Raw genomic sequence first — 14,377 nt, forward strand, 5'->3', positions numbered from 1 at the left:
ACGCTCCGCCATCCTGCCCGGGGAGGAGCCCCACACGTCCGGACCAGTCGCGCAGGCCGGGCTTCGGCCCCACCCGGACGGCCGCCTCGCCGGTCGCCCGAACCAGTTCGTCCAGGCGGTCTCACGATCCGTCACGAGGGGGCCGCCGGACTCGGTATCCTTGACCCATGGCACGCAAGTCGGACACGTCGTCCACTCCGAAGGAACCCGGTCGCTTCAAGCAGATGTGGCAGGTCTTCCAGATGACCCGTCGCTACGATTCGAACGCCGTGTGGATCATGCTCCTCGGCTTCCTCGCACCCGTCATCGTCGGGCTCGGCTTCGCGCTCTGGCTCGGTGACGGCAACGGATTCACCATCGCGCTCTGGATCATCGCCGGTGTGCTCGGTGGCCTCCTGATCGCCCTGGTCGTGCTCGGCCGTCGCGCCGAGAAGGCCGCCTACTCGCAGATCGAAGGCCAGCCCGGTGCTGTTGGCGCCGTGTTGCGCAGCTCCCTCCGTCGCGGCTGGGTCGGCAGCGAGATGCCCGTCTCAGTGAACGGAAAGACCCACGACGCCGTCTACCGCGCCGTCGGCCGCGGTGGCGTCGTGCTCATCAGCGAGGGCCCGATCAGCCGCACGCAGCGCATGCTCGATGACGAGAAGCGCAAGGTCGGCAAGGTCGTTCCCAACGTGCCGATCTCCACGATCTCGGTGGGGCCGGATGCCAATGCCGTCCCCCTGCACAAGCTCTCGCGCTCGCTCGTCAAGATCAAGCCGAAGCTCACCAAAGCCGAGGTGCTCGCCGTGAACAACCGCCTGACCTCGATGTCGAAGGCCGGCCTGCCCATTCCGAAGGGCATCGACCCGAACAAGGTGCGCGCGCAGCGACGCGCCTGAGACGCGGCGTCTGCCCGACGGGCATCCGCTCAGACGCGCAGCAGCACCGTCCCGGCGATCTTGTCGTGGAAGCCGCGCTGGTCCGAGTCCCAGACGAGCGCCGGCAGCACGATGGTCAGCAGGATCGAGCGGACGATGGGGCGCCAGACCCCCACCCATCCGCCGGCGATGGCGACGACCCGCATGCCGAGCAGGCGATGGCCGACGCTTCCGCCGATGGTGGGGATGAAGACGATCTGCAGCACGGCGAACACCACCGGCGTCACCCAGGTGTAGGTGAACGAGTTGTAGCTGGCGAAGAGCAGGCTGATGAGCATGGCGCTCCCCCAGTCGATGAGGAGCGCGATGAGCCGCCGACCGACGCGCGCGACCGATCGGGATCCATCACGCGGGAGCCCGAGGCGCTCACCCGGATAGCCGCTCGGGGCGAGGTCGCCGAAGGTGCGGGGATTTGACGCGGGGGTGCTCACTCCACGAGTCTAATGAGACGGCACGGCCGTAACATGCCAGAAACATTTGCGACATTGCAGGGAAACGGCCTCCCAATACCCTCAAGAACAGTTGCGCTGTGCAGCCATCGGTTCCAGTCCTAGGAGAAGTCCTACATGTTCAAAGACTCGTCTGAAGTTCTCGCATTCATCAAGGAGACAGACGTCAAGTTCCTCGACATCCGTTTCACCGACCTCCCGGGAGTGCAGCAGCACTTCAACATCCCGGCGTCGACCGTCGACGAGGAGTTCTTCACCGTCGGCCAGCTGTTCGACGGGTCGTCGATCCGCGGCTTCGCGAACATCCACGAGTCCGACATGCAGCTCATCCCCGACGTGACGACGGCCTACGTCGACCAGTTCCGCGTCGAGCGCACGCTCATCATGGTCTTCGACATCTACAACCCGCGCAACGGCGAGATCTACTCGAAGGACCCGCGCCAGGTTGCCAAGAAGGCCGAGAAGTACCTCGCCTCCACCGGCATCGCCGACACCGCCTTCTTCGCCCCCGAGGCCGAGTTCTACATCTTCGACGACGTGCGCTACGAGGTGAACCAGTACTCGAGCTTCTACTCGGTCGACTCCGAGGAAGGCGCCTGGAACTCCGGCCGCAAGGAGGAGGGCGGAAACCTCGCCAACAAGACGCCCTACAAGGGCGGCTACTTCCCCGTCTCCCCCGTCGACAAGACGGCTGACCTGCGCGACGACATCTCGCTCAAGCTCATCGACGCCGGCCTCATCCTCGAGCGCTCGCACCACGAGGTGGGCACCGGTGGCCAGCAGGAGATCAACTACCGCTTCGACACGATGGTGCACGCGGCCGACGACATCCTGAAGTTCAAGTACATCGTCAAGAACACCGCCGAGCAGTGGGGCAAGACCGCCACGTTCATGCCGAAGCCGCTCTTCGGTGACAACGGATCGGGCATGCACACGCACCAGTCGCTCTGGAACGACGGCAAGCCGCTGTTCTACGACGAGGCCGGCTACGGCGGACTCTCCGACCTGGCGCGCTGGTACATCGGCGGCCTGCTCAAGCACGCCCCGGCCGTCCTGGCTTTCACTAACCCCACGGTGAACTCCTACCACCGCCTGGTTCCCGGCTTCGAGGCCCCGGTCAACCTGGTCTACTCGGCCGGTAACCGCTCAGCCTCGATCCGCATCCCGATCACCGGAACGAACCCGAAGGCCAAGCGCATCGAGTTCCGCGCTCCGGATGCCTCGGGCAACCCGTACCTCGCCTTCGCCGCGCAGCTGATGGCCGGCCTCGACGGAATCAAGAACCGCATCGAGCCGCACGAGCCCGTCGACAAGGACCTCTACGAGCTCCCGCCCGAGGAGGCCAAGAACATCCCGCAGGTTCCGGCTTCGCTGGGTGCTGCTCTCGACGCTCTCGAGGCCGACCACGACTTCCTGCTCGCCGGTGGCGTCTTCACTCCCGAGCTCATCGAGACGTGGATCGACTACAAGCGCGAGAAGGAGATCAAGCCGCTCGCGCAGCGTCCGCACCCCTTCGAGTTCGAGCTCTACTACGGCGTGTAGTCAGCGCTGGCGACGGCTTCGGGCCGCATCCCTTCGGGGGTGCGGCTCGTTCTCGTCTTGAGGGACGCCGCGCAGTTCTCAGACTTTGCTCACCAGGTTCCGCGCCGATAGCGTGAATCCGAACGCCCATCGACTGGAAGGCCCTGCGCAATGCGAGTGAAACCCCGTGTCTGGATCGGCTTCGCCATCTTCATCGGCTACGTGTTCGTGATCTACCTCGTCACGACGCTCAGCGGCGTTCCCTTCCCCAAGATCGGGACGTCCGCCGAGAGCACCTGGCGCGGTGCGGTTCTCGACCTGTCGATAGCCGCCGTTCTTCTCGCCATCACGACGTCGTTGCTCGGCTGGTGGCGACCCGCGTTGTTCGAGCGGAAGCGCTCCCACCACACCTGGCCGATCTTCGTGCCGATCATCATGTTCTTGGCCGCCATCGTCAACCTCTTCACGACCGACTGGACGAAGTTCGATGCCTCGTTCGTGTTGTCGCTGATCGCGCTGGGGGTGTTCGTCGGATTCTGCGAGGAGCTGATGTCGCGCGGCCTCGTTCTCACCTCGTTCCGCTCCCGGCTTCCCGAGGTGTGGGCATGGCTGCTGACCACGCTGCTGTTCGGCGGGATGCACCTGGTCAATGCCGCGCTCGGCGCACCTCTGTCGAATTCGCTGGCGCAGGCCGGACTCGCTGCGATGTCAGGCACGGCCTTCTATATCCTGCGGCGCACCACCGGATCCCTGATCTGGGCGATGGCGCTGCACGGACTCTGGGACGTCTCGGTGTTCGCCGTCGGCTTCGCGCCACTCGGCACACCGTTCGGGTCCTTCCTCGGTCCCGTCGTCGGCGTGCTGTCGCTCGCCGTCGTCTACTGGGTCATCAAGGGCGCCGACGAAGGGCCACTGAGGGCCGATCAGCCTGTCGTGGGCGGAGCCGTGTCGGCGAAGCCGTAGAACAGGCGCTCGAAGACGGCGCGGGCGCGCCGGGTGGCGGCCAGGTAGTCCTGTTCGAGCTGGGTCGAGGATCCGGGCGGATAGGCGAGGATACGGGCGACCCCGTCGAGCTGGATGCGGTCGCTGGGCAGCACGTCGGCCGTCTTGTTCAGCCACAGCGTCATGGCGGAACGGGCGCGCGACGCGAAGATCCAGGCTGCGCGCAGAGTCTCGGCATCCGCGCTGCCGATGAGGTCGGCATCCGTCGCCCGCGCGAGGGCTTCGAGGGTCGACGGCGTACGCAGGGCGGGGTTGGCGTGCGCGTGCTGCAGCTGGAGGAGCTGCACCAGCCACTCGACGTCGCTGAGGGATCCGCGGCCGAGCTTGAGGTGGCGGGTGGGGTCGGCGCCCTGCGGCAGTCGCTCGTTCTCGACGCGAGCCTTGATGCGCCGGACCTCCCGAACGTCGAGCTCGCCGAGTTCGGCGGGATAGCGCACGGGGGCCGCCATCTCTTCGAACTCGGTGCGAAGGGCCGCATCGCCCGCGATGGGTCGGGCACGCAGCAGCGCCTGAGCCTCCCAGGTGAGTGACCAACGGGCGTAGTACGCCCGGTACGACTCGAGTGACCGGGTCATCGGACCGTTCTTGCCCTCGGGCCGCAGGTCGACGTCGAGGTCGAGCGGGAGGATCGCCTCCTCGGTGAGGCGCTTGAGCTCCGAGACGAGGAACTGAGCACGCTGTTGGGCCTTGTCGGGCTCGACCGTCGTCGCACGGTGCACGTAGAGCACGTCGGCATCGGACCCGAAGCCGAGCTCGCGTCCTCCGAAGCGTCCCATGGCGATGATGGCGAACTCGATGCCGTCATCCTCGGTGCCGCGGGCTGCGGCGAGAACGCCGTCGATGTGATTGGCGGTGACGTCGGCGAGGGCCCGGCCGAGCTCTTCGACGGTGCAGACGTCGAGGATGGAGGCGAAGGCCAGGCGCAGCACCTCACGCCGACGCATGGAGCGGAGCACCCCTGCAGCGGTGTCGGCCGAGCCGTGGCGGGCCAGGACTGCGGCGGTCTCGTCCTGCAGCGAGGCGAGAAAGCGCGGGCGCAGCTCCTCGAGGTCCTCGAGCCAGGCAACGGACTCTGGGATGCGGTCGAGCAGCTCGCCGACGAAACGCGAGCTCGACAGGACACGCGTCAGGCGCTGGGCTGCGCCCGAGGAATCCCGGAGCATGCGGAGGTACCAGTAGGTCGATCCGAGGCTGTCGCTGAGGCGCCTGAAGGCGAGCAGGCCGTAGTCAGGGTCAGCTCCCTCCGAGAACCACTGCAGCATGACGGGAACCAAGTGGCGCTGGATGGTGGAGCGTCGGGACACCCCCGAGGTGAGCGCGGCGATGTGGGCGAGGGCGCCGTGGGGGTCGCGGAAGCCGATGGCCGCGAGACGCGCCTCCGCCTCGGCGCTGGTGAGGGCGCGACCATCGGCCGGGATCGACGCGACGGCGGAGAGCAGCGGCCTGTAGAACAGGCGCTCGTGCAGGCCGCGCACGCGGTGCTTGAGGTCGGCCCAGAGCGTGGTGAGGGCCTCGGCGCTGTTCGCTAGTCCGGTGGCGCGGGCGATGGCCCGCCGGTCGTCGGGGTCGCGGGGCATCAGGTGCGTCCTGGCGAGCTGCCGCAGCTGGATGCGGTGTTCCATGAGGCGCAGCATCCGGTAGTCCTGGGCGAACTCAGCGCCCTCGACCCGTCCGATGTAGCCGTTCTCGGCGAGAGCGGCCAGAGCCGGCAACGTGCCGGCGGCGCGCACAGACGCGTCGTCCTGGCCGTGCACCAGCTGCAGCAGCTGCACGGTGAACTCGATGTCGCGCAGGCCGCCGGGCCCGAGCTTGAGCTGCAGGTCGACCTCGTCGTCGGGGATGTTGGCCGTCACCCGTTCGCGCATGGCCTGGACCGACGCCACGAAACCCTCGCGTGAGGCGCTGGTCCACACCTTCGGGGCGATGCCGGCGATATAGCGATCCCCGAGCCCCACGTCGCCGGCCAGCGGACGCGCCTTCAGGAGCGCCTGGAACTCCCAGTTCTTCGCCCAGCGCTCGTAGTACGCCAGATGCGAATCCAGCGATCGCACGAGAGCGCCGTCCTTGCCCTCAGGCCGCAGGTTCGGATCGACCTCCCACAGGCCGGGCTCGCTCCCGATGCCGTCGATACCCCGGATGGTGAGCATGGCGAGCCGGGTCGCGATGTCGACGGCGCGTCCGGTCTCGAGCTCCGAGCCGTCCGCGGCCGCGGCCACGAAGATCACGTCGACGTCGCTGAGGTAGTTGAGCTCGGCGGCGCCAGCCTTGCCCATGCCGATGATCGTGAGCAGGGTGTCATCGACCTCGGATGCCGGGAAGGTGCCGGGCGCTGCCGGGGAGCCCGGTGCGCGGGCGACGGCGAGGCGGGCGACCGCGAGGGAGGCCTCGAGCGCCGCCGCGGCGAGGTCGGACAGGCAGGACGCCACAGCATCGAGGCCCGCGACGGGGTCGGCCTGCTCCAGGTCGAATGAGGCGATGCGGGCGAGCCAGGTGCGGTAACGGATGCGCAACCGGGTCCAGGCCGCCTCGTCGCCGGCGGGATCAGCGCCGACGCCGTCAGTCGCGATCGCCACCAGGTCTCCGCGCAGCTCCTCCGCCGTCGGCAGCACGCCGAGCGCCGTCGAGAAGGCCACGAGCTGCTCCGGGCGCCGCAGGAAGAACTCGCGGAAGCCCGTGGAGGCACCGAGCAGGCCGACCAGGCGCACGGCCGCATCGGTCTTCTGCAGCACGCCCCGCACGGCATCCGGAGCCTGCCGCGTGAGAGCGAGACCGCCCCCGAGAGCCGCATCCGGCGATGCCGCGCGCGCGAACACCGGGAGGAGTTCGCGCGCGTCGACGCCGGTCACCCGGGCGAGCTCGGCGAGGTCATCTGCCGCCGAGCTCAGGTCGGAGAATCCGACGCGCGCGAGTTCAGTGAGGGTGAAGCGCTGTTCCGGCATCCGTCAGCGGGTCAGAGGATCTCGAGATTGGTGCGCAGCTCGTAGGGGGTGACCTGCGTGCGGTAGTCCGCCCACTCCTCGCGCTTGTTACGGAGAACGTAGTTGAACACCTGCTCGCCCAGCGTCTCGGCGACGAGCTCGGAGTCCTCCATGAGCGACACCGCGTGGTCGAGGCTGGCGGGCAGCGCGTTGTAGCCCAGCGCCCGTCGCTCGGTGTCGGAGAGTCCCCAGACGTTGTCCTCGGCCTCCGGCGGGAGCTCGTAGCCCTCTTCGATGCCCTTGAGCCCGGCTGCGAGGATGAGCGAGTAGGCGAGGTAGGGGTTCGCCGCCGAGTCGATGGCGCGGTACTCCACGCGTGCACTCTGGCCCTTGTTGGGCTTGTAGAGCGGAACGCGGATGAGCGCCGACCTGTTGTTGTGCCCCCAGCACACGAAGCTCGGGGCCTCTCCCCCGCCCCACAGGCGCTTGTACGAGTTCACGAACTGGTTGGTGACGGCGGTGATCTCCGGCGCGTGGCGCAGGAGGCCCGCGATGAAGTGCCGGCCGGTCTTGGAGAGCTGGTACTGCGCACCGGCTTCGTAGAAGGCGTTGGCGTCGCCCTCGAACAGCGACATGTGGGTGTGCATGCCGGATCCGGGCTTGTCGGAGAACGGCTTCGGCATGAAGGTCGCGTAGACGCCCTGCTCGATCGCCACCTCCTTGATGACAGTGCGGAAGGTCATGACGTTGTCGGCGGTGGTGAGGGCGTCCGCGTAGCGCAGGTCGATCTCGTTCTGCCCGGGGCCGGCTTCGTGGTGGCTGAACTCGACCGAGATGCCCAGGTCTTCGAGCATGCGCACCGAGCGACGACGGAAGTCGTGCGCCGTGCCGCCGGGAACGTTGTCGAAGTAGCCGGCGCTGTCGACGGGCTCCGGGCCGTTCTCGCCGTACTTCGACGACTTGAGCAGGTAGAACTCGATCTCGGGGTGCGTGTAGAAGGTGAAACCGCGGTCGGCCGCCTTCGCGAGGGTGCGCTTCAGGACGTTGCGCGGATCGGCGACAGCGGGCAGTCCGTCGGGCGTCGTGATGTCGCAGAACATGCGGGCGGTCGGATCGACGTCACCCCGCCACGGCAGGATCTGGAACGTCGTGGGGTCCGGATGCGCCAGCAGGTCCGACTCGAAGGTGCGGGTGAGGCCCTCGATCGCCGAGCCGTCGAACCCGAGGCCCTCGGCGAAGGCTCCCTCGACCTCGGCTGGTGCGATGGCGACCGACTTGAGGGTGCCGACGACATCGGTGAACCACAAGCGGATGAACTTGACTCCCCGCTCCTCGATAGTGCGAAGAACGAAGTCGCGCTGCTTATCCATCCGTGCCCTTTCCTAGACGTCCTCAGACTATCGACCAACGGTGCGACTTGACGTCGTTAGACTCGATGACATGCCAGAGCAGCCTTCCGAGGAGACCAATCCCTACGGCGGCGGAACGACCTCGGGTCCGCGGCGCGTCCGCACGAGGCACTTCCAGAACGCCAAGGCGAACGGCATCCCGATCACGGGATTGACGAGTTACGACCAGCTCACCGCCCGCATCTTCGACCAGGCCGGGATCGACTTCCTGCTGGTCGGCGACAGTGCCGGCAACAACGTGTTCGGCTACGACACCACTCTTCCGGTGACTGTCGACGAGCTGATCCCGTTGACCCGGGCCGTGGCGCATGCCGCGTCGCGCGCGCTCGTGGTGGCCGACATGCCGTTCGGTTCCTATGAGACCGGTCCCGACGAGGCCCTGCACACAGCGGTGCGCTTCATGAAGGAGACCGGCGCCCACGCCGTCAAGCTCGAGGGCGGCGTGCGCAGCTACAAGCAGATCCGCCGCATCGTCGGAGCCGGCATCCCGGTGATGGCGCACATCGGATTCACCCCGCAGAGCGAGCACGGGCTGGGCGGGCACATCATCCAGGGACGCGGCAGCGGCGCGAAGCAGTTGCTCGAGGACGCCCACGCCGTGCAGGATGCCGGTGCGTTCGCGGTCGTGCTCGAGATGGTGCCGTCGGCTATAGCGGCGAAGGTCACCGAGCAGCTGTCCATCCCGACGATCGGCGTCGGAGCCGGCCCTGACGTCGACGGCCAGTTGCTGGTCTGGACCGACTTCGCCGGGATGAGCGACGGCCGTGTGCCCAAGTTCGTCAGGCAGTACGCCGACGTGCGCACAGTGCTCTTCGACGCCGTCACGCAGTACCGCGCCGATGTCGAGTCCGGCGTGTACCCGGCGCCGGAGCACAGCTACGACTGACGCGCTCGCGGGCGGTGATCTCGACACGCGGCCGACTCCGTCGGGCCCGATCAGCGGGGTGAGCGCCTAGCGGTTCTCCGCCGCGTCGTCCTCGGCCCACTTCGCGCTGTTCTCGCGCAGCTTCTCGAGAGCATGCTCGGCCTCGGCGTGGGTGTCGAACGGGCCGACGCGATCAGACGACGCCGACTCGAATCCGTGCTCGACGGCGCCGGTCTTCATGTTGTACCAGTACTTGTGCTCGAGGTCTGAGGCCATACTGCGATCTTACGACCGGGCGTCCCGATAGTCTGCTGTCATGGCAGCGCAGCACGCGATCGGCATCGACATCGGCGGTACGGGCATCAAGGGAGCCGTGGTCGACCTGTCGACGGGCGAACTCGTCACAGACCGCATCAAGCTCAGCACACCGAAGGGTGGCGAGCCCGCTGACATCGTCGCAACGACGAAGGAGCTCCTCGACAAGCTCGAGCAGCACGCCGACGGCCTCTCGATCGGCGTGTGCTTCCCCGCCGTCGTGAAGAACGGCCGCACCATGTCGGCAGCGAACGTGTCGAAGGAGTGGATCGGCCTCGAAGCCGAGGCCCTCTTCGAGAAGGAGCTCGGCCGCGACATCCACTTCGTCAACGATGCTGATGCGGCCGGCTACGCCGAGGCGCGCTTCGGAGCCGCCAAGGACGTTCCGGGCGTCGTGCTGCTGACGACCCTCGGCACCGGCATCGGGTCCGCCCTGATCAACGACGGCGTCCTGGTGCCGAACACCGAACTCGGCCACCTCGAGCTCAACGGGCACGACGCAGAGTCGAAGGCCGCTTACTCCGCCATGGAGCGCGAGGACCTCGACTGGAAGCACTGGGCGAAGCGGCTGCAGAAGTACTACAGCCACCTCGAGATGCTGTTCACCCCCGACCTGTTCGTGGTCGGCGGCGGGGTCTCGAAGAACTACGAGGACTTCTTCCCCTACCTCGACCTCAAGACGACGATCGTGCCGGCCGTGCACCGCAACAACGCCGGCATCCTGGGCGCTGCGGCGCTCGCCGTCTCACTGGCGGAGTAGTTCGGTCGCTCGGAGTGAGGATCCCGTGAGTGTTCCCGCGCTCACCGTGAGGAAGCCGTGAGGACCGGCATCCGCTGCCCCTGACAAGGGTTCTATGAAGCAGGTGGCCACCGAGCCACTGCGCATGGCATTGCGTGCGCATCGACTTCATCGGAAGAGATCCTCGTGCTCGACATCGTCTTCATCGGGGGGATCGTCGCGCTCGCAGCGCTCGTGACCCTCATCGCTCGGGGGGTGGAGCGGCTGTGATCGTCGTCGACATCGTCGCCGGGCTGCTCGCCGTCGCCGCTCTGGCCTACCTCGTGGTCGCCCTGCTGAAGCCGGAGCGCTTCTAGATGGCGCCGATCGTGCTGTTCCTCCTCCAGCTCGCCACTCTCGGCCTGCTGCTGGGTCTCGTGTACCGCCCCCTCGGCGACTACATGGCCCGCGTGTTCTCCTCACCGAAGGACCTCGCCGTCGAGCGCGGCCTGTACAGACTGATCGGGGTGAAGAGTGACTCCGACCAGGCCTGGCCCAGATACTTCCGCAGCGTCCTCGCCTTCTCGGTGGTCGGCATCGTGCTCGTCTATGCCGTGCAGCGCCTGCAGGAGTTCCTGCCCTACGCGCTCGGCCTGCCCGCCGTGCCCGAGACCCTCGCCTTCAACACCGCCATCTCCTTCGTCACCAACACGAACTGGCAGTCGTACTCCCCCGAGCTCACCGTCGGCTACACGGTGCAGCTGATCGGCCTCGCCGTGCAGAACTTCGTCTCGGCGGCCGTCGGCATCGCCGTGGCGGTGGCGCTCGTTCGCGGCTTCGTGCGCCGGTCCAGCTCCACCATCGGCAACTTCTGGGTGGACCTGTTCCGCGGCACCATCCGCATCCTGCTTCCCTTCGCCGCGATCTTCGCCGTCGTGCTCATCATCGGCGGAGTGATCCAGAACGTCTCGGACTACACGGATGCCGCCACGCTGACCGGTGGCGCCCAGTCGATCCCCGGCGGCCCTGTCGCATCACAGGAGGCGATCAAGCTTCTCGGAACCAACGGCGGCGGCTTCTTCAACGTGAACTCGGCGCATCCGTTCGAGAATCCGACCGGATGGACCAACCTCGTCGAGATCTTCCTGATGCTCGTCATCCCGTTCTCGCTGCCCCGCACCTTCGGAACGATGGTCGGCGACAAGCGGCAGGGGTACGCGATCCTCGCGACGATGGCCGCGTTCTTCCTGGTGTCGGTGTCGGCCATGACGGCATTCGAGCTCGCCGGGTCCGGCTCGGCGACGAGCCTCGCCGGTGGAGCGATGGAGGGCAAGGAGCAACGCTTCGGCATCGTCGGGTCGACCATCTTCGGCACGACGAGCACCCTCACCTCGACTGGTGCCGTCAACTCCATGCACGACTCGTACACCCCGCTCGGCGGCGGCATGGCGATGATCAACATGATGCTCGGCGAGGTCGCGCCCGGTGGCGTCGGTGCCGGCCTCTACGGTCTGCTGGTCGTGGCGATCATCGCGGTGTTCCTGGCCGGCCTCATGGTCGGTCGCACGCCGGAGTACCTCGGCAAGAAGATCGGCACCCGCGAGATCAAGCTCGCGAGCCTGTACATCCTGATCACCCCGACGCTCGTGCTTCTCGGCACGGCGCTCAGCTTCGCCATCCCATCGGTGCGAGCGGATGTCGAGGGCACATCGATCTGGAATGCCGGGCTGCACGGCTACTCGGAGGTGCTCTACGCCTTCACCTCGGCCGCCAACAACAACGGTTCCGCGTTCGCCGGTCTCACGGCGAACACGCCCTGGTTCAACACGGCGCTCGCCGTGGCGATGTTCCTCGGGCGCTTCCTGCCGATCCTGTTCGTGCTCGCACTCGCCGGCTCGCTCGCCGCCCAGGACAAGGTCCCGGTGACGAGCGGGACCCTGCCGACGCACAAGCCGCTGTTCGTCGGCCTCCTCTTCGGCACGGTCCTGATCGTGTCGGCACTCACCTACTTCCCCGTTCTCGCGCTGGGTCCCCTGGCTGAAGGGCTGAACTGATCATGTCCACCATCACCGAACCGAACCCGGGGCCGATGCCCGCCCCCGCTCCGTCGCATCCGTCGACCTCGTCGAAGACCGCCGGCGGCGCGTTCTCGGCGCGACAGCTCGTCATCGCCTTCCCCGGCGCCCTGCGCAAGCTCGACCCGCGCTCGATGTGGCGCAATCCCGTCATGTTCATCGTGGAGGTGGGCGCCGCCCTCACCACGGTGCTCGCAATCGTCGAGCCCTTCATCGCAGGCTCCCGGCAGTCGGGCGGCACCGAGATGGCACCGTCGTTCACCATCGCGATCGCCATCTGGCTCTGGCTCACCGTCGTCTTCGCCAACCTGGCGGAGTCGGTGGCCGAGGGCCGCGGCAAGGCGCAGGCGCAGAGCCTGCGGGCCACGCGCACCACCACCGTCGCGCAGAGGGTCATCGCCTACGACGCCGTGACCGACGCCGCCGCCGAAGGGGCGCTCGTCGAACCCACGGCATCCGCCGATCTGCATCTCGGTGACACCGTCGTGGTCATCGCCGGTGAACTGATCCCGGGCGACGGCGACATCGTCTGGGGCATAGCCTCGGTCGACGAGTCGGCCATCACCGGCGAGTCGGCGCCGGTCGTCCGCGAGTCGGGCGGCGACCGCAGTGCCGTCACCGGCGGAACGCGGGTTCTCTCCGACCGCATCGTCGTGCGCATCACCTCGAAGCCCGGCGAGACCTTCGTCGACCGGATGATCCGACTGGTCGAGGGCGCCTCACGGCAGAAGACGCCGAACGAGATCGCCCTGAACATCCTGCTGGCGACGCTCTCGATAGTCTTCCTCGTGGTCGTGCTCACGATCGGCCCCATCGCGGGATACTCGGATGCCGCCCCCAGCGTGCCCGTTCTCGTCGCTCTGCTGGTCTGCCTCATCCCGACCACGATCGGCGCGCTGCTCTCGGCCATCGGCATCGCCGGCATGGACCGCCTGGTGCAGCACAACGTGCTGGCCATGTCCGGCCGTGCCGTCGAGGCCGCCGGCGACGTCACGACGCTGCTGCTCGACAAGACCGGCACGATCACCTACGGCAACCGTCAGGCGTCGGAGTTCCTGCCCGTGTCGGGAGTCGCCGCCGCCGAGCTGGCTCGCGCCGCGAGGGAGTCGTCGCTGAGCGACCCGACACCTGAAGGGCGGTCGGTCGTCGACCTGGCCGACCGCCTCTCTTCGGATGCCGGTTCCGCGTCGGGCGTGGCGTCCGTCGCCGCCGACGCCCCGGCGGGCGAGGTCGTGCCGTTCACCGCGCAGACACGGATGAGCGGGGTCGACTACGCCGACGGCTACCAGGTGCGCAAGGGCGCGGCGTCGATGGCCATCGAGTGGGTGCGCTCCGCCGGGCCCGTGGCATCCGGAACCGTCGCAGAACTCGACCGCATCGTGACGCAGGTCTCGGAGTCGGGCGGAACGCCCCTCGTCGTCGCCACCCGGGGCATCGACGGCACAGCGCACATCCTGGGCGTGATCCACCTGAAGGACGTCGTGAAGGCCGGGCTGGTCGAGCGCTTCGCCGATCTGCGTCGCATGGGCATCCGCACGGTGATGATCACCGGCGACAACCCGCTGACCGCGAAGGCCATAGCCGCGGAGGCCGGCGTCGACGACTATCTCGCCGAGGCCACGCCCGAGGACAAGATGGCACTCATCAGGCGCGAGCAGGAGGGCGGCAACCTCGTCGCCATGACCGGCGACGGCACGAACGACGCCCCGGCGCTCGCGCAGGCCGATGTCGGCGTTGCGATGAACACGGGCACCTCGGCCGCGAAGGAGGCCGGCAACATGGTCGACCTCGACTCCGACCCGACGAAGCTCATCGACATCGTGCGCATCGGCAAGCAGCTGCTCATCACTCGCGGTTCGCTCACCACCTTCTCGATCGCGAACGACGTGGCGAAGTACTTCGCCATCATCCCGGCGATGTTCGCCGGGGCCTTCCCAGGGCTCGCGGCGCTCAACCTCATGCAGCTGCACTCCCCGGGCTCGGCCATCCTCTCCGCTGTGATCTTCAACGCGATCATCATCGTGATCCTCATCCCGCTCGCCCTGCGCGGCGTGCGCTACCGGGCGGCATCCGCCTCGGGGATCCTCGGTCGCAACCTGCTGATCTACGGACTCGGCGGCGTGATCGCACCCTTCATCGGCATCAAGCTCATCGACCTCGTCGTGAGCCTCCTGCCCGGCTTCTGAAT

Annotated in this window: 12 protein-coding genes; 8 read left to right on the forward strand and 4 right to left on the reverse strand. The window is 67.6% G+C overall.

Features of this window, described 5'->3' with window-relative positions; translation table 11 throughout:
• Positions 1 to 167: 167 nt before the first annotated feature.
• Positions 168 to 878 (forward strand): DUF4191 domain-containing protein, encoded by a 711-nt coding sequence (locus tag ASF30_RS00350; protein ID WP_055899945.1) that lies wholly within the window; start codon positions 168 to 170, stop codon positions 876 to 878.
• A 29-nt stretch (positions 879 to 907) separates the two neighbouring features.
• Here ASF30_RS00350 and ASF30_RS00355 read toward each other — a convergent pair whose 3' ends face one another.
• Complete coding sequence (locus tag ASF30_RS00355; protein ID WP_055899948.1) at positions 908 to 1,348, reverse strand: RDD family protein; 441 nt, start codon at positions 1,346 to 1,348, stop codon at positions 908 to 910.
• Positions 1,349 to 1,483: 135 nt separating this feature from the next.
• On the opposite strand from ASF30_RS00355, the gene glnA (ASF30_RS00360) reads away from it, so the two are divergent.
• Together glnA (ASF30_RS00360) and ASF30_RS00365 are read left to right on the forward strand one after the other, a co-directional pair.
• A complete protein-coding gene (gene glnA / locus ASF30_RS00360) occupies positions 1,484 to 2,908 on the forward strand; it encodes a type I glutamate--ammonia ligase (RefSeq protein ID WP_055899951.1) in 1,425 nt (474 codons plus the stop codon).
• Between the two features lie 150 nt (positions 2,909 to 3,058).
• Positions 3,059 to 3,850, forward strand: coding sequence for a CPBP family intramembrane glutamic endopeptidase (locus ASF30_RS00365; RefSeq protein ID WP_235480219.1), 792 nt, complete (start codon positions 3,059 to 3,061; stop codon positions 3,848 to 3,850).
• Here the strand turns inward: ASF30_RS00365 and ASF30_RS00370 are convergent.
• Together ASF30_RS00370 and glnA (ASF30_RS00375) are read right to left on the reverse strand one after the other, a co-directional pair.
• Entirely contained in the window at positions 3,811 to 6,828 is a 3,018-nt protein-coding gene (locus tag ASF30_RS00370; protein WP_055899954.1) for a bifunctional [glutamine synthetase] adenylyltransferase/[glutamine synthetase]-adenylyl-L-tyrosine phosphorylase, read from the reverse strand. The two genes, ASF30_RS00365 and ASF30_RS00370, sit on opposite strands and share 40 nt — an antisense overlap.
• 11 nt (positions 6,829 to 6,839) lie before the next feature.
• Positions 6,840 to 8,177, reverse strand: a complete 1,338-nt coding sequence (gene glnA / locus ASF30_RS00375) for a type I glutamate--ammonia ligase (RefSeq protein WP_055899957.1) — start codon at positions 8,175 to 8,177, stop codon at positions 6,840 to 6,842.
• Positions 8,178 to 8,247: 70 nt separating this feature from the next.
• On the opposite strand from glnA (ASF30_RS00375), the gene panB reads away from it, so the two are divergent.
• Positions 8,248 to 9,102 carry a 3-methyl-2-oxobutanoate hydroxymethyltransferase gene (gene panB / locus ASF30_RS00380; protein ID WP_055899960.1) on the forward strand — a complete coding sequence of 285 codons (855 nt, stop codon included), beginning with the start codon at positions 8,248 to 8,250 and terminating at the stop codon, positions 9,100 to 9,102.
• Between the two features lie 66 nt (positions 9,103 to 9,168).
• On the opposite strand, the gene ASF30_RS00385 is transcribed toward panB, so the two are convergent.
• Positions 9,169 to 9,357, reverse strand: coding sequence for an SPOR domain-containing protein (locus ASF30_RS00385; RefSeq protein ID WP_055899963.1), 189 nt, complete (start codon positions 9,355 to 9,357; stop codon positions 9,169 to 9,171).
• Between the two features lie 40 nt (positions 9,358 to 9,397).
• On the opposite strand from ASF30_RS00385, the gene ppgK reads away from it, so the two are divergent.
• The 4 genes from ppgK to kdpB all read left to right on the forward strand — a co-directional run bounded on the left by ppgK (position 9,398) and on the right by kdpB (position 14,375).
• Positions 9,398 to 10,156, forward strand: a complete 759-nt coding sequence (gene ppgK / locus ASF30_RS00390) for a polyphosphate--glucose phosphotransferase (protein WP_055899966.1) — start codon at positions 9,398 to 9,400, stop codon at positions 10,154 to 10,156.
• A 245-nt stretch (positions 10,157 to 10,401) separates the two neighbouring features.
• Positions 10,402 to 10,491, forward strand: coding sequence for a K(+)-transporting ATPase subunit F (gene kdpF, locus ASF30_RS22435; protein WP_120999675.1), 90 nt, complete (start codon positions 10,402 to 10,404; stop codon positions 10,489 to 10,491).
• Positions 10,492 to 12,168, forward strand: a complete 1,677-nt coding sequence (kdpA, locus tag ASF30_RS00395) for a potassium-transporting ATPase subunit KdpA (RefSeq protein ID WP_055899969.1) — start codon at positions 10,492 to 10,494, stop codon at positions 12,166 to 12,168.
• A 2-nt stretch (positions 12,169 to 12,170) separates the two neighbouring features.
• The gene (gene kdpB, locus ASF30_RS00400; protein WP_055899972.1) at positions 12,171 to 14,375 is read left to right on the forward strand and encodes a potassium-transporting ATPase subunit KdpB; all 2,205 of its coding nucleotides are present in this window, start codon (positions 12,171 to 12,173) and stop codon (positions 14,373 to 14,375) included.
• The last annotated feature ends 2 nt before the right edge of the window (positions 14,376 to 14,377 follow it).

The organism is Leifsonia sp. Leaf264 (genome assembly GCF_001422325.1).
Classification (GTDB): domain Bacteria; phylum Actinomycetota; class Actinomycetes; order Actinomycetales; family Microbacteriaceae; genus Orlajensenia.

Coding starts and splice junctions, on each gene's coding strand:
- kdpA (WP_055899969.1), top strand. CDS start 10,492: ATGGCGCCGATCGTGCTGTTCCTCCTCCAGCTCGCCACTCTCGGCCTG.
- ASF30_RS00350 (WP_055899945.1), top strand. CDS start 168: ATGGCACGCAAGTCGGACACGTCGTCCACTCCGAAGGAACCCGGTCGC.
- ASF30_RS00365 (WP_235480219.1), top strand. CDS start 3,059: ATGCGAGTGAAACCCCGTGTCTGGATCGGCTTCGCCATCTTCATCGGC.
- ASF30_RS00385 (WP_055899963.1), bottom strand. CDS start 9,357: ATGGCCTCAGACCTCGAGCACAAGTACTGGTACAACATGAAGACCGGC.
- ASF30_RS00370 (WP_055899954.1), bottom strand. CDS start 6,828: ATGCCGGAACAGCGCTTCACCCTCACTGAACTCGCGCGCGTCGGATTC.
- kdpB (WP_055899972.1), top strand. CDS start 12,171: ATGTCCACCATCACCGAACCGAACCCGGGGCCGATGCCCGCCCCCGCT.
- glnA (WP_055899951.1), top strand. CDS start 1,484: ATGTTCAAAGACTCGTCTGAAGTTCTCGCATTCATCAAGGAGACAGAC.
- panB (WP_055899960.1), top strand. CDS start 8,248: ATGCCAGAGCAGCCTTCCGAGGAGACCAATCCCTACGGCGGCGGAACG.
- ppgK (WP_055899966.1), top strand. CDS start 9,398: ATGGCAGCGCAGCACGCGATCGGCATCGACATCGGCGGTACGGGCATC.
- glnA (WP_055899957.1), bottom strand. CDS start 8,177: ATGGATAAGCAGCGCGACTTCGTTCTTCGCACTATCGAGGAGCGGGGA.